This is a genomic window from Streptomyces tubbatahanensis, assembly GCF_022699385.1.
Classification (GTDB): Bacteria; Actinomycetota; Actinomycetes; order Streptomycetales; family Streptomycetaceae; genus Streptomyces; species Streptomyces diacarni.
This window is the reverse complement of the sequence record NZ_CP093846.1, coordinates 1,130,669-1,154,027: the sequence shown is the minus strand read 5'-3', so window position 1 is coordinate 1,154,027 and position 23,359 is coordinate 1,130,669. Positions and strand designations below refer to the sequence as shown.

23 protein-coding genes are annotated in these 23,359 nt (G+C 72.1%); 12 read left to right on the top strand and 11 right to left on the bottom strand.

The features are described from left to right. The first annotated feature begins 41 nt into the window (after positions 1-41). The 6 genes from ribH to MMF93_RS04865 all read left to right on the top strand — a co-directional run bounded on the left by ribH (position 42) and on the right by MMF93_RS04865 (position 5,009). A complete protein-coding gene (gene ribH, locus MMF93_RS04890; RefSeq protein ID WP_242749835.1) occupies positions 42-527 on the top strand; it encodes a 6,7-dimethyl-8-ribityllumazine synthase in 486 nt (161 codons plus the stop codon). Between the two features lie 34 nt (positions 528-561). Next, the gene (locus tag MMF93_RS04885) at positions 562-834 is read left to right on the top strand and encodes a phosphoribosyl-ATP diphosphatase (RefSeq protein ID WP_242749834.1); all 273 of its coding nucleotides are present in this window, start codon (positions 562-564) and stop codon (positions 832-834) included. Between the two features lie 52 nt (positions 835-886). After that, entirely contained in the window at positions 887-1,738 is an 852-nt protein-coding gene (gene hisG, locus MMF93_RS04880) for an ATP phosphoribosyltransferase (protein WP_114015622.1), read from the top strand. A gap of 40 nt (positions 1,739-1,778) precedes the next feature. Further along, complete coding sequence (locus MMF93_RS04875; RefSeq protein ID WP_242749833.1) at positions 1,779-2,258, top strand: PH domain-containing protein; 480 nt, start codon at positions 1,779-1,781, stop codon at positions 2,256-2,258. 178 nt (positions 2,259-2,436) lie between these two features. Then, complete coding sequence (locus tag MMF93_RS04870) at positions 2,437-3,861, top strand: hemolysin family protein (protein WP_242749832.1); 1,425 nt, start codon at positions 2,437-2,439, stop codon at positions 3,859-3,861. Next, a complete protein-coding gene (locus tag MMF93_RS04865; RefSeq protein WP_242749831.1) occupies positions 3,858-5,009 on the top strand; it encodes a hemolysin family protein in 1,152 nt (383 codons plus the stop codon). The genes MMF93_RS04870 and MMF93_RS04865 overlap by 4 nt, the downstream gene beginning before the upstream one ends. Here MMF93_RS04865 and MMF93_RS04860 read toward each other — a convergent pair. Together MMF93_RS04860 and MMF93_RS04855 are read right to left on the bottom strand one after the other, a co-directional pair. Further along, on the bottom strand, positions 4,933-7,047 hold the full coding sequence (locus MMF93_RS04860) for an AAA family ATPase (protein WP_242749830.1): 2,115 nt from the start codon (positions 7,045-7,047) through the stop codon (positions 4,933-4,935). The genes MMF93_RS04865 and MMF93_RS04860 overlap by 77 nt on opposite strands. A 376-nt stretch (positions 7,048-7,423) precedes the next feature. Further along, positions 7,424-8,065: a uridine kinase family protein gene (locus MMF93_RS04855; protein ID WP_242749829.1), complete on the bottom strand. Its 642-nt coding sequence runs from the start codon at positions 8,063-8,065 to the stop codon at positions 7,424-7,426. A 531-nt stretch (positions 8,066-8,596) separates the two neighbouring features. Here MMF93_RS04855 and MMF93_RS04850 point away from each other — a divergent pair. The 3 genes from MMF93_RS04850 (at position 8,597) to MMF93_RS04840 (ending at position 13,630) form a co-directional block, all read left to right on the top strand. Then, positions 8,597-9,832, top strand: a complete 1,236-nt coding sequence (locus tag MMF93_RS04850) for a peptidase C39 family protein (protein ID WP_423835352.1) — start codon at positions 8,597-8,599, stop codon at positions 9,830-9,832. A gap of 572 nt (positions 9,833-10,404) precedes the next feature. Continuing rightward, positions 10,405-11,037 carry a TetR/AcrR family transcriptional regulator gene (locus tag MMF93_RS04845; protein ID WP_242749828.1) on the top strand — a complete coding sequence of 211 codons (633 nt, stop codon included), beginning with the start codon at positions 10,405-10,407 and terminating at the stop codon, positions 11,035-11,037. 187 nt (positions 11,038-11,224) lie between these two features. Beyond that, positions 11,225-13,630 (top strand): MFS transporter, encoded by a 2,406-nt coding sequence (locus MMF93_RS04840; protein ID WP_242749827.1) that lies wholly within the window; start codon positions 11,225-11,227, stop codon positions 13,628-13,630. A gap of 474 nt (positions 13,631-14,104) precedes the next feature. Here the strand turns inward: MMF93_RS04840 and rpmF are convergent, their stop codons facing one another. From rpmF to rpmG, 5 genes are all read right to left on the bottom strand, one after another. Next, entirely contained in the window at positions 14,105-14,275 is a 171-nt protein-coding gene (gene rpmF, locus MMF93_RS04835; protein ID WP_242749826.1) for a 50S ribosomal protein L32, read from the bottom strand. Between the two features lie 66 nt (positions 14,276-14,341). After that, the gene (gene rpsR / locus MMF93_RS04830; protein WP_242749825.1) at positions 14,342-14,578 is read right to left on the bottom strand and encodes a 30S ribosomal protein S18; all 237 of its coding nucleotides are present in this window, start codon (positions 14,576-14,578) and stop codon (positions 14,342-14,344) included. A 32-nt stretch (positions 14,579-14,610) separates the two neighbouring features. Continuing rightward, the gene (locus tag MMF93_RS04825; RefSeq protein WP_242749824.1) at positions 14,611-15,762 is read right to left on the bottom strand and encodes a CobW family GTP-binding protein; all 1,152 of its coding nucleotides are present in this window, start codon (positions 15,760-15,762) and stop codon (positions 14,611-14,613) included. Beyond that, positions 15,759-16,016, bottom strand: a complete 258-nt coding sequence (locus MMF93_RS04820) for a type B 50S ribosomal protein L31 (RefSeq protein ID WP_242749823.1) — start codon at positions 16,014-16,016, stop codon at positions 15,759-15,761. The genes MMF93_RS04825 and MMF93_RS04820 overlap by 4 nt, the downstream gene beginning before the upstream one ends. A 47-nt stretch (positions 16,017-16,063) precedes the next feature. Next, positions 16,064-16,228 (bottom strand): 50S ribosomal protein L33, encoded by a 165-nt coding sequence (gene rpmG, locus MMF93_RS04815; protein WP_242749822.1) that lies wholly within the window; start codon positions 16,226-16,228, stop codon positions 16,064-16,066. Positions 16,229-16,293: 65 nt separating this feature from the next. Here rpmG and rpmB point away from each other — a divergent pair, with 65 nt between their 5' ends. Continuing rightward, positions 16,294-16,530, top strand: coding sequence for a 50S ribosomal protein L28 (gene rpmB, locus MMF93_RS04810; RefSeq protein WP_242749821.1), 237 nt, complete (start codon positions 16,294-16,296; stop codon positions 16,528-16,530). Continuing rightward, on the top strand, positions 16,530-16,835 hold the full coding sequence (gene rpsN / locus MMF93_RS04805; protein WP_242749820.1) for a 30S ribosomal protein S14: 306 nt from the start codon (positions 16,530-16,532) through the stop codon (positions 16,833-16,835). Before rpmB ends, rpsN begins: the two co-directional genes overlap by 1 nt. 141 nt (positions 16,836-16,976) lie before the next feature. On the opposite strand, the gene MMF93_RS04800 is transcribed toward rpsN, so the two are convergent. The 4 genes from MMF93_RS04800 to MMF93_RS04785 are packed head-to-tail and all read right to left on the bottom strand — an operon-like array spanning position 16,977 to position 21,856. After that, entirely contained in the window at positions 16,977-18,452 is a 1,476-nt protein-coding gene (locus tag MMF93_RS04800; RefSeq protein ID WP_242749819.1) for an ABC transporter ATP-binding protein, read from the bottom strand. Positions 18,453-18,459: 7 nt separating this feature from the next. After that, positions 18,460-19,323, bottom strand: a complete 864-nt coding sequence (locus tag MMF93_RS04795; protein WP_242749818.1) for an ABC transporter permease — start codon at positions 19,321-19,323, stop codon at positions 18,460-18,462. Then, on the bottom strand, positions 19,320-20,270 hold the full coding sequence (locus MMF93_RS04790) for an ABC transporter permease (RefSeq protein WP_242749817.1): 951 nt from the start codon (positions 20,268-20,270) through the stop codon (positions 19,320-19,322). Before MMF93_RS04790 ends, MMF93_RS04795 begins: the two co-directional genes overlap by 4 nt. Then, positions 20,267-21,856, bottom strand: a complete 1,590-nt coding sequence (locus MMF93_RS04785) for an ABC transporter substrate-binding protein (RefSeq protein ID WP_242749816.1) — start codon at positions 21,854-21,856, stop codon at positions 20,267-20,269. The genes MMF93_RS04790 and MMF93_RS04785 overlap by 4 nt, the downstream gene beginning before the upstream one ends. Positions 21,857-22,113: 257 nt before the next feature. On the opposite strand from MMF93_RS04785, the gene MMF93_RS04780 reads away from it, so the two are divergent. Next, positions 22,114-22,959: a class I SAM-dependent methyltransferase gene (locus MMF93_RS04780; RefSeq protein WP_242749815.1), complete on the top strand. Its 846-nt coding sequence runs from the start codon at positions 22,114-22,116 to the stop codon at positions 22,957-22,959. Positions 22,960-23,359: the final 400 nt, after the last annotated feature.

Genomic DNA, 23,359 nt, shown 5'->3' with positions numbered 1-23,359 from the left:
GAGATCACCCAGAAGCACACCAGACACCTGCGAGGAGCACCGTGAGCGGCAAGGGCGCACCCGAACTGACCGTCAAGAACTGCCAGGACCTGCGCGTGGCCGTGGTGGCCGCGCAGTGGCACCAGCAGGTGATGGACGGCCTCGTCGACGGCGCGCTGCGGGCGCTGGGCGAGCTGGGCATCGACGAGCCCACCCTGCTGCGCGTCCCCGGCAGCTTCGAGCTGCCCGTCGTCGCCAAGGTCCTCGCCGACCGGGGCTACGACGCGATCGTCGCGCTCGGTGTCGTCATCCGCGGCGGCACCCCCCACTTCGACTACGTGTGCCAGGGCGTCACCCAGGGCCTCACCGACGTGGCGGTGCGCACCGGCGTCCCCATCGGCTTCGGCGTACTGACCTGCGACGACGACGAGCAGGCCCTGGACCGCGCCGGTCTGCGGCACTCCAGCGAGGACAAGGGCCACGAGGCGGTCACCGCTGCCGTCGCGACGGCCACGACCCTCAGGACGGTGGCCGAACCCTGGCGCTGAGCGGCCGCCGGGACCGCGTAGGGTGGCAGACACCATGGCGAACAAGACATTCGAGCAGCTCTTCACCGAGTTGCAGCACAAGGCCGCCCACGGCGACCCCGCGACCTCCCGCACCGCCGAGCTCGCCACCGCGGGCGTGCACGCCATCGGCAAGAAGGTCGTCGAGGAGGCCGCCGAGGTCTGGATGGCCGCCGAGTACGAGGGCGACGCGCGCACGGCTGAGGAGATCTCGCAGCTCCTCTACCATCTCCAGGTGCTCATGGCCGCCAAGGGCATCGCCCTCGAGGACGTATACGCTCACCTGTGAGCGTCCGAACGTCCCCGCTCACCACCCACCACTCACCGAAGGAAGCCGCCCCATGCTGCGCATCGCCGTCCCCAACAAGGGTTCTCTCTCCGGCCCTGCGGGGGAGATGCTGCATGAGGCCGGCTACCAGCAGCGCAAGGCCTCCAAGGAACTCGTCCTGGTGGACCCGGAGAACGAGGTCGAGTTCTTCTACCTGCGCCCCCGCGACATCGCCATCTACGTCAGCTCGGGACGCCTCGACATCGGCATCACGGGGCGCGACCTGCTGCTGGACTCGGGAGCACGGGCCGAGGAGCTGCTTCCGCTCGGCTTCGCCCGCTCGACCTTCCGCTACGCGGCCAAGCCCGGCACGATCACCTCGCCCGACGACCTGCGGGGGCTGACGGTCGCCACCTCCTACGAGGGCATCGTCGCCCGGCACCTGGCGGACAAGGGCATCGACGCCTCGGTCGTCCACCTCGACGGGGCCGTGGAGACGGCCATCGAGCTGGGCGTCGCCCAGGTGATCGCGGACGTGGTGGAGACGGGAACCTCGCTGCGCAACGCGGGCCTGGAGGTCGTCGGGGAGCCGATCCTGCAGTCCGAGGCCGTCGTGATCCGCAGGAGTGGGGGTGAGGAGCAGGAGAACCCCAAGGTGCAGCAGTTCCTGCGCCGCCTCCAGGGCGTCCTGGTGGCCCGCACCTACGTGATGATGGACTACGACATCCGGGCCGAGCACCTGGAGGAGGCCGTCGCGCTCACCCCGGGGCTCGAGTCGCCGACCATCTCGCCGCTGCACGACCAGGGCTGGGTCGCCGTCCGCTCCATGGTCCGCACCAGCGACGCGCAGCGGATCATGGACGACCTCTACGACCTGGGCGCCCGCGCGATCCTCACCACCGGCATCCACGCCTGCCGCCTGTGACATCCGCCCGCCCCCGACGACCCGGCACCGGAGCCATGCCATGACCGACAGCGCCGAACTGCCCGCGCTCCCCGTCACGTTCCGGCCCACACGTACCCGTGTGGTGCTCATGACGGCCGGTGTCGTCGTGTGCGTCGCTCTCACCGTCGTCGCGCTGATGCTTGAAATGGGGGGCGGTGAGCGGGCCAGCTTCATCGTCACCGGTGTGCTCTTCCTCGCCGTACTGGCGCTGCTGAGCCGTCCACAGGTGACCGTCGACCCGCAGGGGGTCACGGTCGTCAATCTGACGACCAGGCGCCGCCTCGAATGGGCGCAGATCATCGCCGTGCGGCTGCGGCCGGGCGACCCGTGGGTCTCGCTCGACCTGGCGGACGGCACCAGCCTCCCCGCCATGGGCATCCAGCCGGGCATCGCCAAGCGGCAGGCACTGGCCCACGCCCGCGCGCTGCGCGCCCTCGTCGACCAGGGCGGCCCGCAGGAGGGTTCGGCGGCGGGCGCGGCCGGCCGAGCCGACGGCTGAACCCCGGCGCGGTGCCGCGCGTCTTCGCGGGGTGGGGGCCAGTGTTTACCCTGTTGCCCACCGGCATGAGCCGCCCCGCGCTCCGAGCGCACCAGCGACCCGAGGAGTGACCACCTCACACGATGGACGGATCGTCCTGTAGTACGTGCGCCGCGTCCCGTGCACCGGGGGGCGCGGCATGACCCTCCCGCTACTGCTGCTCGTCGTGGCGTTCGCCCTCATCCTCGCCAACGGCTTCTTCGTCGCGGCGGAGTTCGGGCTCGTCACCGTCGAGAAACCCGAGGCCGAGCGTGCCGCCGCGCAGGGCGACCGCAAGGCCCGCACCGTCGTCCGCGCGCTGCGTGAGCTGTCCTTCCAGCTCTCCGGCACCCAACTCGGCATCACCCTCACCTCGCTGGTCACCGGCATGCTCGCCGAGCCGGCGCTCGCCCGGCTGCTGGACGGGCCGCTGACCGCCACCGGCCTGCCCGAGGGCGCGGTCGGCGGCGTCGCCGTCGTCCTCGGCATGCTGATCGCCTCCGCCGTGCAGATGGTGGTGGGCGAACTGGTGCCCAAGAACTGGGCGGTCTCCAGGCCGTTGGCCGTCGCCCGGTTCGTGGCGGGACCGCAGGGCCTCTTCTCCCGGCTGTTCCGGCCGGTGATCGCGCTGCTCAACGCGGCCGCCAACCGCATGGTGCGGCTCTTCGGCGTCCAGCCGGCCGAAGAGCTGGACTCGGCACGCACCCCGGGAGAACTGGTCTCGCTGGCCCACCACTCGGCCCGCGCCGGAGCGCTGGAGCAGGACACCGCCGACCTGTTCGTGCGCACCCTCGCCCTGGGCGAACTGACGGCGCAGCACGTGATGACGCCGCGCGTGCGGGTCAGCGCCCTGCAGGCACTGGCGACGGCCGAGGACGTCCTCAACCTGACCCGCGCCACAGGACTCTCCCGCTTCCCCGTCTACCAGGACACGTTGGACGAGGTCACCGGCATGGTCCACCTCAAGGACGCGCTCGCCGTCCCCGCCCACCTGCGCCTGCACACCCCCGCGGCCCGCATCGCGGTCCCCGCGCTGCTGGTGCCCCGCACGCTGCCGGTGCGGCCCCTGCTCGCGCGGCTGCGCAGCGAGCAGCCCATCGCCGTCGCCGTCGACGAGTACGGCGGCACCGCGGGCGTCGTCACGCTGGAGGACATCGTCGAGGAGATCGTCGGCGAGGTGCGCGACGAACACGACGGGCAGCTCTACGACGAACTGCCCGAACTCGCCCCGGCGCCACCCGGCGCGGACGGCCGCCCTGCCTGGGAGGTCGACGGCGGCTGCCGGGTGGGGGAGCTGCGCCGCATCGGCCTGGAGGTGCCCGAAGGCCCGTACGAGACGGTGGCGGGGCTCGTCGCCGACCTGCTCGGCCGCATCCCCGCACACGGGGACACGGCGCAGCTGCGGGTGCCCGCGTCCGGGCCCCGCTCTTCGGGCGACGACTCGCGGGGCGCGGCGGGGGAGTGGCAGCTGCTGGTGCGGCACGTCGCCCACCACCGTGCCGAACGCGTCCGCGTGACCGCCCCGGCACACCAGCGCGGCGAGACGGCCCGCAGGGCACAGACCAGTGAGGTGGCCGCGCGATGAGTTTCCTGCAACTCGTGTTCGCGGCGCTGCTCGTGCTCGGCAACGGCTTCTTCGTCGGAGCCGAGTTCGCCCTGGTCTCCGTACGCCGCAGCCAGATCGAACCCCTCGCCGCCGAGGGCTCGGTGCGCGCCCGGCGGGTGCTGCGCGGTCTTGAGACGCTGCCGCGCATGATGGCCGCCGCGCAGTTCGGCATCACGGTGTGCTCGCTGACCCTGGGCGCCGTGGCCGAACCCACCGTGGCACACCTGCTGGAGCCCGCCTTCCACACGCTGCGGCTGCCCGAGCCGCTGGTGCACCCCGCCGGATACGTGTGCGCGCTCGCCCTCGTGGTCTTCTTCCACCTGGTGGTCGGCGAGATGGTGCCCAAGAACCTCGCCATGGCCGACCCCGAGCGGGCCGCGCTGTGGCTGAGCCCGGCGCTGGTCGCCTTCGCCCGGGTGACCGGCCCGGTGACGCTGGCCCTGGGCGCGTGCGCCACCGTCGTCCTGCGGCTCTTCCGCGTCGAGCCCAAGGACGAGGTCGAGGCGGTCTTCACCAGCGAACAGCTCGGCCGGCTGGTGGCCGACTCGCGGCAGGCGGGGCTGCTGGAGGCGGAGGAACAGGACCGGCTCGCCGACGCGCTCCAGCTGGGCTCCAGGCCGCTGACCGACGTCCTGCTGGGCCGCACCGACCTGGTCACCGTCGGCACGGACGTCACCCCGCGCGAAGTGGAGGAGCTGACCGTGCGCACCGGCTACTCCCGCTTCCCCGTCCGCGCCGACGACGGATCCTTCCTCGGCTACCTGCACGTCAAGGACGTGCTCGACCTGGAGGAGGGCGAAAGCCCCGTGCCGCGGCGGCTGTGGCGGCCCATGGCGACGCTGCGCGGGCACACGCCGCTGGACGACGCGCTCACCGCCATGCGGGCCGGCGCCTCGCACCTGGCGGCCGTCGCCGACGCCTCGGGCCGGGTGCTGGGCGTGGCGGCGCTGGAGGACGTCCTGGAGATGCTCGTCGGCGAGGTCCACGACCCCGCGCACACGGAGACCGCGCTGCCCCCGGCGCGGCACGTGCAAGGCCCGGCACCCGGGCTCAGACCGGCGGCTGCGGGTCGGGAGGAGCCCCGTCAGGCCCCCGCCCCGACAGCACCTCCCCGTACGCCTGCATGAGGTCGGGAAGCCGCAGCGTCGCCAGGTCGTCCCGGGTGGGGGTGCCCGCGTACCCGGACAGCCGCAGATCGCGGTAGGCGCAGCTCTTCTCGTACAGGGTGCGCAGGAAGCGGCCGTTGCCCAACTCGTCGATCCAGCCCTGGTCGACGACGTGGCCGCTGATGCTCCGCAACTCCTCCAGCGCCTCCTCGTCCCACACGTCGCCGCCTTCGGCTGCCAGCACCTCGCCGATCGCCGTCAGCTCCAGCGGGCGGTAGCTGGGGAAGTCGACGCGGGTCGTGAAGCGGGACGAGAGACCGGGGTTGGCCGCCAGCAGCCGGTCCATCCCCTCCGGATAGCCCGCCAGGATGACCACGAGCTGGTCGCGGTTGTCCTCGGCGCGTTTGAGGAGCACCTGGAGCGCCTCGTCGCCGTAGGCGTCGCCCTTGCTGTAGCCGGAGTTGGACAGCGCGTAGGCCTCGTCGACGAACAGCACGCCGCCGAGCGCGGAGTCGATCAGCTCGTTCGCCTTGACGGCGGTCTGGCCCAGGTACTCGCCCACCAGGTCGGCGCGTTGGGCCTCCACCAGGTGGTCGCCGCCCAGCAGGCCCAGCGCGTAGAAGGCGCGGCCCAGTATGCGGGCCACCGTGGTCTTGCCCGTGCCCGAGGGCCCCGAGAAGACGAAGTGCCGCTTCGGCGGCTGCACCGGCAGGCCCTGCGAGGCCCGCAGCCGCGCCATGTGCAACTGCGCCGACAGCGCCCGCACCTGGCGCTTGACGGGCTCCAGACCGACCATGCGCTCCAGCTCGTCCAGCGCCTGCGCCAGCAGTACCGGGTCCGAGGGACCGGCCGGCAGCCTGCCGTCCCCGCCCGCCCCCCACACCGTGCGCTCCCGCAGGACGCCGGTGTCCACCCGGATGGGCTCGGCCGGATCCCCGGAGTCCTCCAGCCGCAGTTCGTCGGCGCGCGGATCCACCACGGGGTCGGCGGGCTCGGCCGCGTCCGCCTCCCCGGGAACGGCACCCGCGGGTGCCTGCCCCGTGGGTGGCTGCCCCGCGGGGACGGAGCCCGGCGCGGCGTCGCCGAACGTGCCGCCGCAGCCGGTGGGTTCCAGCGGGGCGCCGTCGGCGGGGTCGGCGGTGCGGGCCGCCTCCCCCGGGGGCTCGTAGCTGTTGTCGTAGAACTCCAGCGCCGCGTCGACCGCCCCGCCGCCAGGGCCGAGCGCGCCGCCCGAGAGGACGGCCGCGGCCAGATCCTCCGCGGTGCCGCCCGCCCCGTCGCTCTCGGCGATGGTCGTCAGGCGTGCCGCGGTGTCCATGAACGCGGGATCGATGCGGTGCACCGCCCGGTACAGGGGCAGCGCCGCCGCGCTGCGTCCCGTGCCCTCGCGGGCGCGCGCCAGCCAGTAGCGCAACTCCTTGCGCTGCGGCTGTTCGCTCCTGCAGCGCATCAGGGCCGCGGCCAGCAGCGGCTCGGCCTGCCCGTACATCTCCAGCCTGACCCGCGCCATCCCGGCGAACAGCCCGGCCTCGATGCCCAGCAGCGCGTCGTCCACCAGCGGCTCGGTGTGGGCGACCAGCCCCTCCCAGTCCTTGGCCAGGTAGGCGCGGCACGCGTGCAGGAAACGCACCTGCGGGTCGGCGTCGACGGGCGGGCAGCCGGCCAGCGCGCGGTCGAGCTCGGCGACGTGCCGGCCGTCGAGCCAGTGCGAGGCGTGGGCCAGCAGCAGGTCGCGTTCGTACTCCAGCACCGGCTGCACCCACCAGCCCAGCCAGTACCAGGAGTTGAGGGTGCGGCCGTGGCGGCGGCGCTGCTCGCCGAAGCGGTCGCGGTGGTGGTACATCCGCAGCAGGGCTGTGGCGGTGTCGGCCCGCAGCGCGTGCAGTCCGAGCCAGGCGTCGGCCATCCCGGGATCGAGCCGCACCGCGGTGCGGAACTCCTCCTCGGCCTGGGCGTAGCCGCCGACGGTGTAGGCGTCCACCCCGCGAAGCCACGCGAGTTCGGCCGGGGCGTGCAGGCCCTGGGGGTCCTGCGTGCCGAAGTTCCTCACGTCCCCCACGAAACGTCCCCCGTCATCTGCCGGTTATCACCCGGGGTTCCCGCGCTGTTTCGCATCGTACCCGCGCGCGGGGCACCGTCGAAGGGTGGTGTACGGGCCGAGTGGGTGCGGTGGCCGGGGGAACGCGGCGGTCCGGGCCCGCGTCGCGGGGCCTGTCGGAGCGAAGGTTTCCGCAAAGCCACTACGAAGCGTGAGGAAAATGCACTGTACTGCTTCCGCTTGAGCGTTTTCGAGCAGAACGAAGCCCCCGGTCACGGGGGAACAACCGGGGGCTTCGCGTCCGCAGACGGCCTGCGTAGACCGCCTGTTGGAAAAGTAATCGGTTCGAGGCTCACGGGTCAAGCGACGCGGTTGCACTCAGTGCCGCGGATCGGTGTCAACCGCCTTGAGCTATACGGAGGGTCATATTCACCGGAGAGACCGGAGCCCCTCCGGTGCGCCCGCACACCTCGTACCACCCCTGTCTCTCGCGACGCTCCCGCACCAGGAAGTCCGCGCACGGGCGGGACGGGTCGGCGGCGAAGTGCGCCCGCTCCGCGGGGATCCAGCGGTCCCAGAACCCCCGCTGGCCGGGGCCGTCCCGCTCCTGGCCGCGCCGCCAGGCCTCCTCGGGCGGCATGTCCATCCACAGCAGGCAGGCCAGCGAGGGCCGCAGCGCCGCCCGCCCCGCGCCCACGCCCTCGACGAGGACGACAGGAGCGGGCGGCAGCACCGCCTGCGTGGTGCGGGACCTGGCCACCCAGTCGTAGACGCCGTAGCGTGCGCTGCGGCCTCGCTCCAGCGGGCGCAGCACCTGGGAGGTGAACCGCTCCGTCCAGTCGAAGAGCGCCTCGTGGCAGGCCACGTCGTCCAGGTGCAGGACCGGGGCGCCCTCCAGCAGCGCCGCCAGTTGCCGCGCGCAGGTCGTCTTGCCCGAACCCGCGTGCCCGTCCACACCCACCAGCCGCACGGGGCCGCAGGAGGCGGGCAGAGCGGAAAGGTGGCGGGCGAGCGCTTCGAGGGTGCGGGGAGCGGGCATTTCTCCAGCGTACGCGGCGCCTCGTGCGGCCCCTCGACGATGCCTCGCTCGGATGTGCGGCACCGGCACCGGCCGGCACCGTCGGCACCGGACTCTCCGGGCGACCCTCTGGGTCGACCTCTCCGGGTCGACCTCTGGGGGCCGCCCTCCGGGCCGTGCCTCTCCGTGCGGTCGTCCGTCTCCGGCGGCACCCACTTCGCCACTGGCCGGGCCAATGGTGACGGCGTGCCGAAAGGGCGAAGCCCTGGCACGGGCTCTCCCGAGCCGTAATAGTGGGCTGTCCGCGGACGCCCGCGCACCTGTGAGAACACCGCGCCGGACCATCGACTGACCGACCCACCGACTGGGGGCACCCCGCATGACCAGCAGAATCGCCAACCGCCGCACTGTTCTGGCCGCCGCCGTCGCCGTGGCGGCCTCGGCCGTCGCGGCCCCGCAGCCCTGGCAGCCGACGGCCGGTCGGGTGGCACGACCACGACGCACGGCGGGCGGGACAAGCACAGGCCCGGCAGGCCGGGGAAGGCGGGAAACGTGGAGCTGCACACCTGGTCCTCGCGGCGGGACTGGACCACGGGGCAGGCCAAGGGCACCGAGGTGCGGTCGGGACACCGCCCCGGCATCGTCCTGGCGACCCCCGCGGGACGCACCGACTACACCGACCCGCACACCAAGAAGACGGCCACCTGGGAGTACGCCACCTGGACCTCGCCCCGCCACACCTGCGCCGTGCCCGCCGGCGAACTCATCGCCTCCTGGAACGCCCACACCCCCGAGGGCACGTGGATCAGGACAGAGGTGCGCGGCACCTACTCCGACGGGACGGACACGCCCTGGTACACGATGGGCGTGTGGACCTCGGGCGACGGGGACGACGTACCGCGCCGCACCTCCGTCGACGGCCAGAGCGACGGAAAGAGCACCGTCTACACCGACACCTTCTCCATCGACGACCTCGGCAGCGGGCTGCGCCTCGCCTCCTACCGGCTGCGCCTGACGCTCTACCGCGCCCCGGGTTCCGACACCTCACCGACCGTGTGGCGGGCCGGCGCGATGTGCTCGGACGTGCCGGAGCGGTTCGAGGTCCCCGCCTCCGAGCCGGGCCTGGGCCGGGCGGTCGAGCTGAAGGTGCCGCGCTACTCCCAGGAGATCCACAAGGGGCAGTACCCCGAGTACGACAACGGGGGAGAGGCCTGGTGCAGCCCCACCTCGTCCCAGATGATCATCGAGTACTGGGGCCGCGAACCCACCGAGGACGACCTGGCCTGGGTGAACCCCGACTACGCCGATCCGCAGGTCTGCCACGCCGCCCGCTACACCTTCGACTACCAGTACGAAGGCTGCGGCAACTGGCCGTTCAACGGCGCCTACGCGGCCTCCTATCTGGACATGAACGCCGTCGTCACCCGCATGAGTTCCCTGAACGACGCCGAGGAGTTCGTCGCCGCGGGCATCCCGCTGATCACCTCGCAGTCCTTCATCGAGTCCGAGCTCGACGGCGCGGGATACGGCACGTCAGGACACCTGATGACCGTCATCGGCTTCACCGGGGACGGCGACGTCATCGCCAACGACCCCAACTCCCCGGACAACTCCTCGGTCCGCCACGTCTACAAGCGGAGGCAGTGGGAGAACATCTGGCTGCGGACCAAGCGCAAGGACGCCGACGGCAAGGTCAAGAGCGGCACCGGCGGCGTCTGCTACGTCTACTGGCCCCTCGACCCGACGCCGGCTCAGCGTCGGGTGCTGCGCAAGCACGGGCTGGCCTGAGCCCGGAGGGCATGTGGTCCGCATACACGGCGGACACAACCTGACGGCAGCGCTCGCGGCCATCCTGCGTCAGGTGCCCGTAGTGGTCGATCGTGACCTTGATCGAACGGCGCTCCAGCCGGCGGGACACCTCGTGGAGGGAGACGCCGTTCGTCAGGGTCACGGTGGCCCACTTGTGCCGCAGATCATGCGGCGTGTACCGACGCGCGACACGCTCCCGAACGAGCTGGCACACCGTCGCCCGCCTGACTCGCGCGGGTCGCCCACCGATCCCCTGAAGCGAGTCCCAGAACGAAGCCACAGGCGGTCGCGTCCGTAGCGCCTCGGACCGCCCGCCACTGGCGCACGGCCCACCCGGTCTCGCGGTGGCTGCCCGCACGACGCCGACCCGCTGGCGGACGACGCCTGACCGCGGCGCCCCGGTCCCGTGGCTGCCGTGCGGGCAGCCACGGGACCGACTCGTCCGCGAACGAAACGTTTGCGTTTCGCTTGAGGGTGCCCTAACCTCTCCAGGCGGAACGGATCCGTTTCGTTCCCCTTGTCGGACATCGCCGCACACAGCAAGAAAAGAAATGACCTTCCCCCTCTCCGCGCCTCCGACTCCGTCTGCCGCGTCCCGCCCCGGCACGCGCCGCACCAGGCTCACACCCGAGCGCGAGAACGAGTTGTTCACCGCCGTCCTGGACCTGGTCCGGGATGTCGGCTACGAGACCATGACCATGGAAGCCGTGGCCCTCGCGTCACGGTGCAGCAAGGCCACCCTGTACAGACAGTGGCGGGACAAGCCCTGCCTGGTGGCGGCGGCCCTGCGGCACATGCGCCCCTTTCGCCTCGACCATCTGGACACCGGCTCCCTGCGCGGCGACCTCTACGAACTGGCGCGAAGAATGGGCGGAGCCACCAAGGACCTCGACCTGATGCGCGGCGTCGTCCTCGCCATCCGCAAGGACGCGGACCTCGCGGAGGCGGTGCACGCGGCGCTCGTCCAGCCGGAGATCGACGTGCTGAACGCGATCCTGGAACGCGCCGTCGCACGAGGAGAGACGGACCCCGGCAATCCCGCAGCCGCTTTCCTTTCGCACATGATCAGCGGAGCCGTCTTCTCCCGGCCGATACTGGAGCAACGCGAAGCGGACGCCGGCTACCTGGTGCGCTATCTGGACGCCGTCATCCTCCCGGCACTGACGCGGACCCCCACCCCGTAAGGCCACACGGCAGCCCTCCGGCACGCGGCACCCCCGCAACGCGGCGGGGCGGCGCGCAGGTCGCGGGACCGTACCGGCACAGCAGCGCACCGGCGCCCACCCCCGATCCGACGCGGACCAACCGAACGCCTGGCCCAGCGGCCCGAGACCGCCGACTGGACCGACCCGAGAACGAGCGGGACCACGCATGTCAACGACTTCCATCGACCCCCGCGCCGACGGCGCTCCACCGCACGAGCCGACGCCCGCGACACCGGCGGAGCCGGCCCCCCACCACGTGCCGAACCGCTGGTGGGTCCTGGTCGTGATCGGCCTGGCCCAGCTCATGGTGGTGCTCGACGCCACCATCGTGAACATCGCGCTGCCCTCGGCCCAGCGGGACCTGGGCTTCAGCAACGACGGCAGGCAGTGGGTCGTCACCGCATACTCCCTGGCCTTCGGCAGCCTCCTGCTGCTCGGCGGGCGGCTGGCCGACCTGCTCGGACGCAAGACCACCCTGCTCGTCGGTCTCGTCGGCTTCGCCGGCTCCTCGGCGCTGGCCGGGGCCGCCGGCGACTTCTCCGTGCTGGTCATCGGGCGGGCCCTGCAAGGCATCTTCGGCGCCGTGCTGGCGCCGTCCGCGCTCTCCCTGCTGACCACGACCTTCACCGACCCGAAGGAACGCGCCAAGGCCTTCGGCGTCTTCGGTGCCATCGCCGGCTCCGGCGGCGCGCTGGGAATGCTGCTGGGCGGCGTGCTCACCGAGCACCTGAACTGGCGCTGGACCCTGTACGTCAACCTCGTCATCGCCGCGATCGCCCTCGTCGGCACGCTGCTGTTCGTCCGCCGCCCCGCCGCCGCGCAGCGGCCCAGGCTGGACCTGCTGGGAACGCTGCTGATCTCCGCAGGGCTGTTCTGCGTCGTCTTCGGCTTCTCCAACGCCGAGACGCACTCGTGGGGCAGCTGGATGTGCTGGGTCTTCCTCGCCGGCGGCGCCGTGGTGATCGTGCTGTTCGGCCTGTGGCAGACGCGCGCGAAGAACCCGCTGCTGCCGCTGCGGGTGTTCGCGGACCGGAACCGGAGCGCGTCCTTCGCCTCGGTGTTCATCTCCGGCGCCGGCATGTTCGGTGTCTTCCTCTTTCTCACTTACTACCTGCAGCAGGTCCAGGGCTTCACGCCCGTCAAGACCGGCCTCTCCTTCCTGCCGATGATCGGTCTGCTGATGGTGGTGGCGCAGGTCTCCACGACCGTGCTCATCCCCAAGATCGGCCCCAAGCCGATAGTGCCGCTCGGCATGGCGCTCTCCGCCGGGGGCCTGGTCCTGCTCACGGAGCTGGACCTGGGCAGCTCCTACGCGCCGCACGTCCTGCCGTCTCTGCTGCTGCTCGGCGCGGGCCTGGGCCTGGTGATGCCGCCGGCGATGAGCCTCGCCACCCTCGGCGTCGCACCCAACGACCAGGGCGTGGCATCGGCGGCCATCAACACCATGCAGCAGGTGGGCGGTTCGATCGGCACCGCGCTGTTCAGCACGGCTGCCTCCAGCGCGGTCACCGACTACATGAAGGGCCGCGCGCCGACGAAGCTCAACATCGCCCACGCGAGCCTGCACAGTTACGCCACGGCGTACTGGTGGGCGACCGGGTTCTTCGCCGCGGGCCTCCTGGTCACGCTGTTCCTCTACCGCCGCGGCCGCCCGCACGCGGCGCCGCGGGAACAGCCGGCGCAGGCAGCCCCGCAGGCAGCCCCGCCGGAAGACCGGACGGCCCCGGTGGCCGCGCCGTCGTCCCCGGCTCCGGCCACGCCGGCTCCGGACGCCTCCGCCGCGACGGCCCCGCCCGGGCCCGATCCGGCCGGGATGTCCGGGCCGGGGATCCGGGGCCGGGTAGTGGACGAGGCCGGCTCTCCCGTGCCCGGTGCTGCGGTCACCCTCATCGACCCGTCGGGCCGCCAGCTTGCCCTGGCCACCGCCGGGCACGACGGCCGGTACGGAGTGCAGGCGCCGGACGCCGGCAGCTACATCCTGGTCGGCTCCGCCACGGGCCGGCAGCCCCGGGTGATCACCCTCACCGTGCAGACGGTCCCCCTCGACCACGACGTGGTGCTGGCCGGCGGCAGCGGCCTGACCGGCAAGGTCCTCGCCGGTGCTGGACCCGTCGCGCAAGCACTGGTGGTGGTCACCGACACCCACGGGGAGGTCGCACAGGCGGTCACGTCCGCCGACGACGGCGCCTACCGGCTCACCGAACTGGTTCCGGGCAGCTACACGTTGACGGCCAGCGCGACCGGATTCCAGCCCTTCACCAGCGCCGTGGAGGTCGGCGCCGGCGCCTTCACCCAGCAGGACGCTCACCTGCGGTCGGCGGCGGTGCTGCGCGGCATCGTGCGCGGCCCGGACGGCGCCCCGCTGGCGGACGCCCGGGTCACCCTGCTGGACACGGCGGGCAACGCGATCGCGCTCCGCACGACCGGCAGCGACGGCGTGTACGCCTTCACCGACCTGATGGAGGCGCAGTACACGTTGGTCGCCAGCGGCTACCCGCCGACCGTCACGCATCTGACGGTCACCGGCGGCAGCAGGGACGGCTTCGATCTGGAGCTGGAACACACCGACTGACGACACGTCACACGCACGACGACAGGGGGCGGACCCCACGCACGGGCCCGCCCCCTGTCGTCGTCCCGCACCTCAGAAGCGGGGCGTGCGGTGCGCGCGGCGCGAGGCGAGGCCTTCGCGCACCTCGGGCCCGGCGAAGCCGTAGAACTCCAGGGCGAGCGAGGCGTCGACGACTGAACCAGCGACCTGCCGGTACCATCACGTCCGCACCGCCGTCCGCCTCGAGCATGCGGAGGGTGCGGTAGACGGTGGTGAGGCTGATCACGATGCCGGCTGATCGCGATGCCGGCTGACTCCGCGACCGCGTGCAGGGACCGCGCGGAGACGAAGTCCTCGCACGCCTGAAACAGACTCAGCAGTTCGCGACGCTCAGCCGTTGGTCATCTCGACCAGCCGTTCCTCTGTACGGGAGAGCGCGGCCTCTCCGCCGCGCACCAGAGCGGCGTCACCGGCAGGCGGTCGTGGGGCATGGTGTCAGTCCTCCGGGCGGAGGAGGCCGCGCTCGTACGCCTTCCGCAGGTACTGGGGCACCAAGTGGGTGCTCCCGTCGATGGTGACGGGGGCGAGCGGCGGAGTGCCGGCGCGCCACTGTGCGCGGCGGTGGCGGGTGTTGCTGCGGGACATCTTCCGCTTTGGGACAGCCATGACGGTCCTTTTCGTCGGCAGGGAATCGGCAGGGAATCGGGAGGGGGAGGGAGGGCGCTGCGGAGGTCAGCGGCTGGAGTAAGGGAGCAGTGCCATCTCGCGGGCGTTCTTGATGGCCGTGGCGAGCAGGCGCTGCTGCTGCCGGCTGACGCGGGTGACGCGGCGGCTGCGGATCTTGCCGCGGTCGGAGAGGAACTTCCGCAGCAGGTCGGTGTCCTTGTAGTCGATGTACGTGATGCCGGCCGCGTCGAGCGGGTTGGGCCGGTTCTTGCGTGCGACTGCGGCTTTGGTGTGGCGGGGCATGGCAGATTCCTTGGTGACGCGAGCGGGGAGAGTCAGGCGACGGGGTCGAGCAGTTGGTCGAAGCCAGTGGGCCGGGGCAAGGCTTCGGGCCCGCACACCAGCTCGTCGTCGGTCAGCAGGCAGGAGTCGAGCAGGGAGGCAAGGCCCGCTCGGTCCAGGTCGGGAGAGGTGAAGACGAGGTGTTGGCATCGGTCGCCGTGCTCGGGGTGCCAGTCCAGTGCGGCCGCGGCGCGGCGCTCGGCCGGCATCATCTCCCAGGCGGCGTCTGGGAGCGCGGCCATCCACGGTCCGGTGTTCTCCACGTACAGCGCTCCGCCGGCGGCGTCCCAGGCGAGCAGGTTGTCGGGGCGGTCCGCCAGCCAGAACCTGCCCCTGCTACGGGCCGCGGCGCAGCACAGATCCTCCAGCGCCGCGTAGAGGCGGCCGGCATGGAAGGGGCGGCGCCGCTGCCAGACGAGCGTGCTGACACCCGCCTCGTCGCTTTCTTGGGGGAGCCGGGCGCAGGCCGGGTGCTGTGCGGCGGCCGCCGCGTTCACGTCGAAGCCGCCGACCACGGTGGTGCCCAACTGCCCGGACTCGACGGGAATCTGGCTCGCGGTGGGGTGCAACTGCCGCAGGAGCGCCAGATCGTCGAGACCGGTGGCGGGGTTGTCGGCCACGGCGAGGACAGGGGCGTATTCGAGTTGCCGCGCGAAGGTGTCGCCGATGGTCCGCTGGTCCGTCGCGGCCGCGGCGAGTCCCGCGTCCGCGAGGTCGTCGCCATTGGCAAGGCAGGGCAGGATCAGCGTGGGGTCCACGGCGGTCACCACGTTGGTGAGCCGGAAGGCGCCGTCGCCGTGGGCGGCGATGACCTCGGCCATACCGCGGGGCTCAACCGAGTCCCACAGCTCCACGATCGCGAGGCGGGTGAGGCCGCCGTCGGCCAGCCGCTCCAGTTCGGGGACGAGGTCCTCGCGCAGGGCGCAGCAGGCGCAGTCGTTGACCAGGGGTGTCTCGCCCCACGAGGTGTCGCCTGTGGCGTCGCGGACGCTGCGGCACACGGTGCCCGTCGAACCGGCGGACAGGTCGTGGTGCAGGGCGACGCTGCCGGGCACCTCGCGCAGCAGCCGTTCGACCGTGGCACGCCGGGCATCGGCATGCAGGCCGCCGACGACGACTACGGGCATCGGTCCTTCGAGGGTCATCGGCGGCCCCCTTGCCGTCCGTAGCGGCGCTCGAAACGCTCGACGCGGCCGGCGGTGTCCAGCACGCGGGCGGTGCCGGTGTAGAAGGGGTGGCTGGCGGAGGAGATCTCGACGTCGACCACCGGGTAGGTGTGGCCGTCCTTCCATTCGATGGTCTCGCTGCTGGTCATGGTCGAGCGGGTCAGGATGGCGAAGTCACCGGCCTTGTCGCGGAAGACGACCGGGCGGTAGTCGGGGTGGATTCCAGGCTTCATGGGTTTCCCTGGGTCGGGGTGCCGGCAGGCGGGCGGGATCGGTGCGGTCAGCGCTCTTCGCGGAAGGCGACGTGGCGTCGGGCCACCGGATCGAACTTGCGCAGGACCAGTCGGTCCGGGTCGTTCCGGCGGTTCTTGCGGGTCACGTAGGTGTAGCCGGTTCCGGCGGTGGAGCGGAGCTTGATGATCGGGCGTACTTCGTTGCGAGCCATGGCGGGTAGCATACGACAATGATTTCCATTACCGGTAAGCCGGTGAAGAGAAAGGTGGAGGCCGCATGTCCGCCCACTGCCAGCTGACCGGAGTCCGACCGGTCTTCGGCAAGAAGATCTCCCACTCCCACCGGCGCACCCCGCGCAGGTTCGACCCCAACATCCAGAACAAGCGCTACTGGCTGCCCAGTGAGAGCCGTCACGTCCGTCTGAAGCTGAGCGCGCGTGCCGTCAAGACCGTGGACGTCATCGGCGTCGAAGCCGCCGTCGTCCGAATCCGAGCCCGTGGGGAGCGTGTCTGATGGCGAAGCAGAGCAAGATCGCGAAGAACGAGAAGCGGAAGCAGATCGTGGCCCGCTACGCGCGACGGCGCGCCGAGCTGAAGGCCGTCCTGGTGTCCCCGTGGGCGACTGGCGAGGAGAAGGCGGCGGCGCAGGCGGAACTGCGCCGTCAGCCGCGGGACGCGAGCCCGACCCGCGTGCGCAACCGCGACAGCGTGGACGGCCGCCCCCGTGGCCACCTGCGCAGGTTCGGCCTCTCCCGGGTCAACGTGCGTCAGCAGGCCCACGCCGGACAGCTGCCCGGAGTGACCAAGTCGTCCTGGTGAAACCGGGGTCGGCAGGTGGGGGCGGGAGATGCGTGCCCCCGCCTGCCGCGCGGCGCTCACCCGCGGCGAGGCGCCCGGAAGCGCTGAGCGCGGGCCGGAGTCTGGGCCGGCCCCTCGGCGTGGGCCCCGTGCGTGACGCCGTTACGGCATGCGCGTGGCGGGGACGCTGAGGCGTGGTTGGCCGCCCTCCAGGCGCATCCGGCCGCCTTCCAGCACCAGCACGTCGTCGGCGGCACGTTCGACCACCTGGGGGTCGTGTGTGATGAGGAGCACGCCCAGCGACCGTTCCTCGCACAGCCCGCGCACGAGATCGAGCACAGCCGCCTGGGCCACCGAGTCCAGCGCCGAGGTCATCTCGTCGCACAGCAGGACCCGGGGCTCGGCTGCCAGCGCCCGGGCGATGGCGATGCGTTGGCGCTGCCCGCCGGAGAGCCGGCCTGGTGTCCGCCGGGCGATCTCGGGTGGCAGACGGACCAGGGACAGCAGCCGCTCGACCTCCTCGTCGATCCGGTGTGCGTCCCGCATGCCCCTCAGGACGCGCAGCGGCCGCACCAGGGCTTCGCGGACCGGGTGCAGGGCATGCAGGGTCTCGGTCGGGCTCTGCGGTACCAGCTGTATCGCGGCGCGGTCCGCCGCCGCTCTCCCGCGCGCCCGTCGTGGCACGGGGCGCCCGTCGAGCAGGACCGAGCCGCTCACCGGCGGGTGGAGCCCGGTGACGCAGCGCGCCAGGGTCGTCTTGCCGCTGCCGGAGGCGCCGGTGACGGCCAGACATCGGCCCGGCTGGAGAGTCAGGTCGACGTTCTCCAGTATTCGTCGGCCGCCCAGCGCCGCGGTGAGCCCCTCGACGCGCAGGACCGGTGGTGTGCCGGGGGTCGGATCCCCCGGTCGCCCGGGCGGTGGTGACGCCGCGTCGACCAGTGCCGCCCCCGCCCGCGACGCCGGAGAGGCGAGGACCCGGCCGGCCGGTGCGTCCTCCACGATGCGGCCGTCATCCAGCACCACGACCCGGTCGACCAGCCCTTCGACCGACGAGAGGTCGTGGGTGATCCACAGCAGGCCGACGCCGGCCTCGCGGACGCGCGCCAGCTCAGCACAGACCTCTTCCTTCGCTTCCGCGTCGAGCGCGGACGTGGGCTCGTCGAGCACCAGGAGCCGTGGGCCGCGAGCGAGGGCGACGGCCAGGGCCGCCCGCTGCTGCTGGCCGCCGGAGAGTTCGCCCGGGCGACGGTGCGCGAACGAGGCGGGCAGGCCCACCCGGCGCAGCAGCTCCCCGGCTTCCCGGGGGTCCCGCGTCCGCAGCGCGCTGGACAGCGTGCTCGACAGACGGCGGTAGGGGGTGAGGGTCGTCCCGGCGTCCTGTCCGAGGTAGGCGACGGTGCGACCGCGCAGCTCCGGGTGGGGAACGGGCAGCGTGTCGTGCCCGTCCACGCGGACCCGGCCGCCGCCCGGAGAGATGCCCGGCCGCACGTGGCCCAGGACGGAGAGCGCGAGAGTGGTCTTCCCGGAACCGGAAGCGCCGACCACGGCCAGTGCCTCACCGGCGCGTGCCGCGAGGGATATGCCGTCCAGCACCGGGCCTCGGGCCGAGTGCAGCTTCAGGTTCTCGATGGCGAGCATCGCGGGCTCACTCCTCGGCTTCGGTGCGGAACACGTTGTCGGACAACAGGTTGACGCCCACGGCGAGGAAGGCGATGAGGGTCAGCGGGGCCAGCAGTGCCCAGGGCTGCAGGGCGGCACCGGGCAGTGCCTCGTGGACGAGGGTGCCCCAGTCGAACCCCGAGACGCCGACGCCCAGGAAACCGGCGGCACTGACCAGGTAGAGGGAGAAGACGAAGCGGAGCCCGGCGTCGGCGAGCACCGTGGTGGCGACGAGCGGCAGCACTTCGTGGCGCAGCACCCAGGACCACGGCTCACCCCGGGCGAGCGACAGCTCCACATGCGGCCGGCGCAGCACCGGAAGGGCGGCGGCTCGGATGACCCGGGCGGACAAGGGAGCGCCCGCCACGCACGCCGCGAGGACGACTCCCGCCCGGCTGGGTACGGCCGTGAGGACCAACAGCAGGGCGAGCATGGGCGGGAGCGCGGCGAGGGCGTCGAAGGGGCGCATCACCACGCCCTCGGCGGCCGGCCTGCGGTGGGCGACGAGGGCCGCCGACAGGCCCGCCAGGGTGCCGAGCGCCACAGTGACGGCGGTGGCGGCGACCGTGGTGAGCACGACCGGCGGAGCCCCGAGCAGCAAGCGGGACAGCACGTCGCGGCCGAGGTGGTCGGTGCCGAGCGGATACGCCGGAGCGGGCGCCGCGTAGGGCGTCGTCACCAACTCCGTCGCGGAGTGCGGCGCGAGCCACGGCCCGGCGAGGCCGACGGCCAGGACGGCGCCGAGCAGAAGGGACAGCGCCCAGGTCCGTGTCCTGACGCGCCGCCTGACGGGGGACGTGCGGGGCCGCCGGTCGTGGAGACCACGAGGTGACGATGCGGGGGCCTTCATACGGATCCCGTCCTTCCGACTGCGGCACCGACGAGGTCCGCAGCGATGGTGGCCAGCAGGGTGAGGCCCCCCATGAGCATCGCGAGCGCCTGCACGACCGGCAGGTCGCCGGTGCTGACGGAGGAGACCAGCACCGTGCCGATGCCGGGGTACCCGAACACGGACTCCACCAGGACTGTGCCGCCGAGCAGCCCGGCCGAGGTGATCAGCCAGATCTGGGCGGCTGAGGGCAGTACGGCGGGCAGCACACCGTGGCGCAGCACGACCCGCTCCGGGAAGCCGTTGAGCCGCATCGCCTCCACATGTGGGGCGCGCGAGGCGACCAGCGCCTGTGCCCGGACCACGCGCGTCGCGTACGCGAGGCTCACCCAGAGGAGACTGAGCACCGGCAGCACCAGTACATCCGGGTGGGCGAGCGGTGAGTCCCCGGAGGGGACCAGGGAGGTCGCCGGCAGCCAGCCCAGTTGCGCGCCCACCAGGAGGGCGAGCATGGCCGCGACCACGAACTCGGGTACGGCTGTGGTCAGAAGCAGCACGGTGGAGCCGGTGCGGTCGGTCCGGCCGCCGGCCCGGCGGCCCAGCGCGATGCCGAGGACGAGGGAGAGGGGCACCAGGAGAAGAAGGGTCAAACCGGCCAGGACCGCGGTGTTCCCCAGCCGGCCGGCGAGCATGTCGGCGACCGGTGTGCCCGTTGCCGACATGCCGAGGTTCCCGTGCAGGAGGCCGCCGGCCCACTCCAGGTAGCGCCGGGCCAACGGCTCGTCCAGTCCCAGCCGTTCGCGCGCTGTCGCCACCTGGTCCGGTGTGGAGTTCGCCCCGAGCCGGGCGGTGACGGGATCGCCTGGTAGCAGGTCGACGCCGACATAGACCACGAGAGACAGCGCTGCCAGGAGGAGCACGGCGGTCGCCAGCCGACCGCTGGCATACCGGATCAGGCCCCTGGTCACGCGGTGAACCCGACCTTCCCCAGCCAGGGGTACTTCGGCGACTCGCGGTTCTCGATGCCCGTCAGTTGCGCCTTGGCCAGGCTCAGCACATCGGCGCGCCCCCAGGCGATCCAGTTCCCGCGGTCCGCCATGACCCGCTGGGCCTTGGCCCAGGCGTCGGCCCGGGCGGAATCCGAGGTGGTGGATATCGCCTCCGCCACGGCGCCCTGCAGCTCCTTGTCCGGGAAAGCCAGCGTCTTGAACGCCGCCGACCGGGTGTACGCCAGAGCGAGGGAGACGGGCCCGAGGGGGAAGGAGATCGCGTCGCACGCCTTCATGCCCGCCGGGTCGTACCCCTGCGTCGTGCTCACCTTGACCAGCGAGGCGTCGAGGCCGAGTTCCTTCAGCTGTTCGACGAACAGTTCGGCCGAGGAGTTGAGCCCCGACTCGTACTCGGCCGTGCGCACCACGAAGGGCTTCCCCGTGGCACCGGCCTTCCTCAGCAGTCGCTTGGCCTTCGCCACGTCGCGCTCGGGGACAGGGACGTCGTCGAGGTAGTACTTCGCGCCGGCTCCGAACAGGTCGTTGGCGGGCTTCCCGTAGCCCAGGAAGACGGCTTTGACCAGCGCCTCGCGGTCGATGCCCAGTTTGATCGCCTCTCGCACCCGCGGGTCGGAGGGAAGGGTGCGGCCGACGTTGAGGACGAAGCCGTACGTCGTGCGCAGGTCCTTGCCCGCGTCGCGGATCTGCAAGCCGGTTCCCGGTGCCCCCGCCTTCGCCGTGGCGAAGGAGATGTCCGAGGCGTAGTCGGCCTGGCCGTCCCTGACCGCGTTGACCCGGGCCTGGGCGTCGTCGACGCTGAGCAGGACGACCTTGTCGGCGGGGCCGTCGCCGTCCCAGTAGCCGTCGAAGCGCTCCAGCCGGGTCTCGGTGCCCGCCTTGAAGGACGTGAGGCGGTAAGGCCCGGTACCGACCGCGGACTCGGCGGTGAAGGAGTCGGTATTCCGCTTGATGACGTACAGGCCGGCGCCGGCGAACAGGGTGGCCGGGTCGCCGACGGGCTGCCGGGTCGGCACGAGGACGGTGTGGTCGTCGTCGCCCGCCTTGGCGGAGGCGAGATCGAAGTAGGCCGACAGCTCACTCGGGGACACGCGGTCGGGAGAGGCACGGTACTTGAGCGTGTGCACGACGTCGGCGGCGGTGAAGGACGTTCCGTCGTGCCACTTCACCCCCTTTCGCAGGGTCAGCGTGCAGCGCTTGGCCTTGCTGTCGACCTCGGCAGCCGTGGCGAGCGCCGGCTTGGCCTCGCCGTCGGTGAAGGAGAACAGGGTGTCGAAAAGGACCGAGTAGCGAGCGAGGTCGCAGGGCGAGGTGCCCACGGTCGGATCGAGCGATTCGGACGCGCCCGCTCCGGCGAAAGCGAGCCGTGCGGTGCCGCCGCGCCGCGCCTTGCCGGTGGGCGCGCCGGTCACAGCGGGCGCCGCGGCCTTGTCGGAGGCGCAGCCGGCGAGCGAGGGGACGCCCGCGGTGGTGACACCCAGACCGATGAGGGCGAGAACGCCGCGCCGGGTCACGGAAGAAGAGGGGAAGGCAGGGCGGTGAGACATGACACTCCGAGTGCGTACGGGGCGCGTGCCCGGGGGTGCCGGACCGCCCTGAGAACGAGAGACTCATTTAGCCACACATGATAATCATGTTCAACCGCTGGCGAGTCGCGGTCGCGGCGGGGCTCAGCGGCGGCACTGCCTGTAAGGGAAATCGGTACGCACAGCGCCGCGAGCACCACCTCGGACAACCGTCGGCAGGAACAGGCGGCCCAGGGCGATCTGGGCTGAACGCACCCACACGCAAGGATGGTCGAACCATGCTCGATGATTCCCAGAGGCCTACTCCCGCACCGCAGCCTGACGCCAACCAAACGGAACGTACGGTGAGCGCTTTCCACACCGCTAGCAGCGATTTCGCCCGCCTCGGGCCACACCTGTGGGAGCCCATCGGTGCCGCCACCACCGCCCGCACCGAGCCGGAAAAGGGCCAGCAGGTGCTCGATGCCTGCTGTGGCAACGGTGCCTCAGCGCTTCCGGCCGCCCACTGTGTGGGCAGCTCGGGGAAGGTGGACGCCGTGGACCTCGCCGCCCCCCTGATTGAGGAGCTGCGTCACCGGGCTCGAGGCCTGCCTCAACTATGCGCTCACACCGCTGATGCCACGTCCTGGACCAAGAGCGGGTACGACGTGGTTCAAGCCGCGCTGGGCATCTTCTTCTTCCCTGATATGACCGCAGGCACTGAGTATCTGGTCAGTCGCCTCCGGCCGAGCGGACGCGCCGGCCTGACGATCTGGCGGCGCGGTGCCATGGAGACAGCCGCAAACCATCTGCGCAGCGCCCTGGCGCGAGTGACGGGGGCCGCCCCAGGGCAGCGGCCCGCCCACCTCATCGATCGCATCAACGACGCCCGTGCCTTTCGCGCCTGGCTCACCGAACGAGGCCTGGCCGACGTCACGGTCGCTGTCCACGCCTTGCGCCTGCCCCTGACCTCGGAAATCGCATGGCTGGTCATCACCGGGTCCGGGTTCGCCGGGGTGCTGCGAGGTCTGTCCGAAGAAACCACTCGCGCCGTCCGCGACGCCTACCTCGATTCCCTGCAGGAGGCCGGTGTTGACGAACTCGACGCCACGACTCTCATCGGTGTGGGAACCCGGCCCCGGTGAACAGTCAGGAGGTGGGGCAGGGAGGTCGCGTCTTTCTGCATGGGCGACCCCGGCCGCACGGAAAGCGACGTCCTGTGTGAGCGGGAGGCTCTCGCCGCGCTCCGCCCGCGAAGGTGCGTGAACGCCGAGCCCGGCGGCGATGGGGTCAGAAACCGCCCGGCTCAGCTCCTCTCCTGGAAGCAACGCGGCCCCTCCCGCCGCCGGGCCGAGGACGCTGTGCTGTCCGAGAGGATCACCGCTCACCATGAGCGATCGCACGGCACCTACGGTGCGCCGCGTATCCGTGCTGACCGCGTGAGGTCGACGGCCCGCCGATCGGCCGCAGGCACGTCGCCCGGCTGATGCGTGCCGTCGGCCTTGAAGGGCGTGCACCGCCGCCCTGGCCATGGCCGTTTCAGCC

Excerpts from the sequence above, each read along its gene's own strand:
- MMF93_RS04885 (WP_242749834.1), top strand. The coding sequence starts at position 562 with ATGGCGAACAAGACATTCGAGCAGCTCTTCACCGAGTTGCAGCACAAG.
- hisG (WP_114015622.1), top strand. The coding sequence starts at position 887 with ATGCTGCGCATCGCCGTCCCCAACAAGGGTTCTCTCTCCGGCCCTGCG.
- MMF93_RS04875 (WP_242749833.1), top strand. The coding sequence starts at position 1,779 with ATGACCGACAGCGCCGAACTGCCCGCGCTCCCCGTCACGTTCCGGCCC.
- MMF93_RS04870 (WP_242749832.1), top strand. The coding sequence starts at position 2,437 with ATGACCCTCCCGCTACTGCTGCTCGTCGTGGCGTTCGCCCTCATCCTC.
- MMF93_RS04865 (WP_242749831.1), top strand. The coding sequence starts at position 3,858 with ATGAGTTTCCTGCAACTCGTGTTCGCGGCGCTGCTCGTGCTCGGCAAC.
- MMF93_RS04855 (WP_242749829.1), bottom strand. The coding sequence starts at position 8,065 with ATGCCCGCTCCCCGCACCCTCGAAGCGCTCGCCCGCCACCTTTCCGCT.
- MMF93_RS04845 (WP_242749828.1), top strand. The coding sequence starts at position 10,405 with ATGACCTTCCCCCTCTCCGCGCCTCCGACTCCGTCTGCCGCGTCCCGC.
- MMF93_RS04840 (WP_242749827.1), top strand. The coding sequence starts at position 11,225 with ATGTCAACGACTTCCATCGACCCCCGCGCCGACGGCGCTCCACCGCAC.
- rpmF (WP_242749826.1), bottom strand. The coding sequence starts at position 14,275 with ATGGCTGTCCCAAAGCGGAAGATGTCCCGCAGCAACACCCGCCACCGC.
- rpsR (WP_242749825.1), bottom strand. The coding sequence starts at position 14,578 with ATGCCCCGCCACACCAAAGCCGCAGTCGCACGCAAGAACCGGCCCAAC.
- MMF93_RS04825 (WP_242749824.1), bottom strand. The coding sequence starts at position 15,762 with ATGACCCTCGAAGGACCGATGCCCGTAGTCGTCGTCGGCGGCCTGCAT.
- MMF93_RS04820 (WP_242749823.1), bottom strand. The coding sequence starts at position 16,016 with ATGAAGCCTGGAATCCACCCCGACTACCGCCCGGTCGTCTTCCGCGAC.
- rpmG (WP_242749822.1), bottom strand. The coding sequence starts at position 16,228 with ATGGCTCGCAACGAAGTACGCCCGATCATCAAGCTCCGCTCCACCGCC.
- rpmB (WP_242749821.1), top strand. The coding sequence starts at position 16,294 with ATGTCCGCCCACTGCCAGCTGACCGGAGTCCGACCGGTCTTCGGCAAG.
- rpsN (WP_242749820.1), top strand. The coding sequence starts at position 16,530 with ATGGCGAAGCAGAGCAAGATCGCGAAGAACGAGAAGCGGAAGCAGATC.
- MMF93_RS04800 (WP_242749819.1), bottom strand. The coding sequence starts at position 18,452 with ATGCTCGCCATCGAGAACCTGAAGCTGCACTCGGCCCGAGGCCCGGTG.
- MMF93_RS04795 (WP_242749818.1), bottom strand. The coding sequence starts at position 19,323 with ATGAAGGCCCCCGCATCGTCACCTCGTGGTCTCCACGACCGGCGGCCC.
- MMF93_RS04785 (WP_242749816.1), bottom strand. The coding sequence starts at position 21,856 with ATGTCTCACCGCCCTGCCTTCCCCTCTTCTTCCGTGACCCGGCGCGGC.
- MMF93_RS04780 (WP_242749815.1), top strand. The coding sequence starts at position 22,114 with ATGCTCGATGATTCCCAGAGGCCTACTCCCGCACCGCAGCCTGACGCC.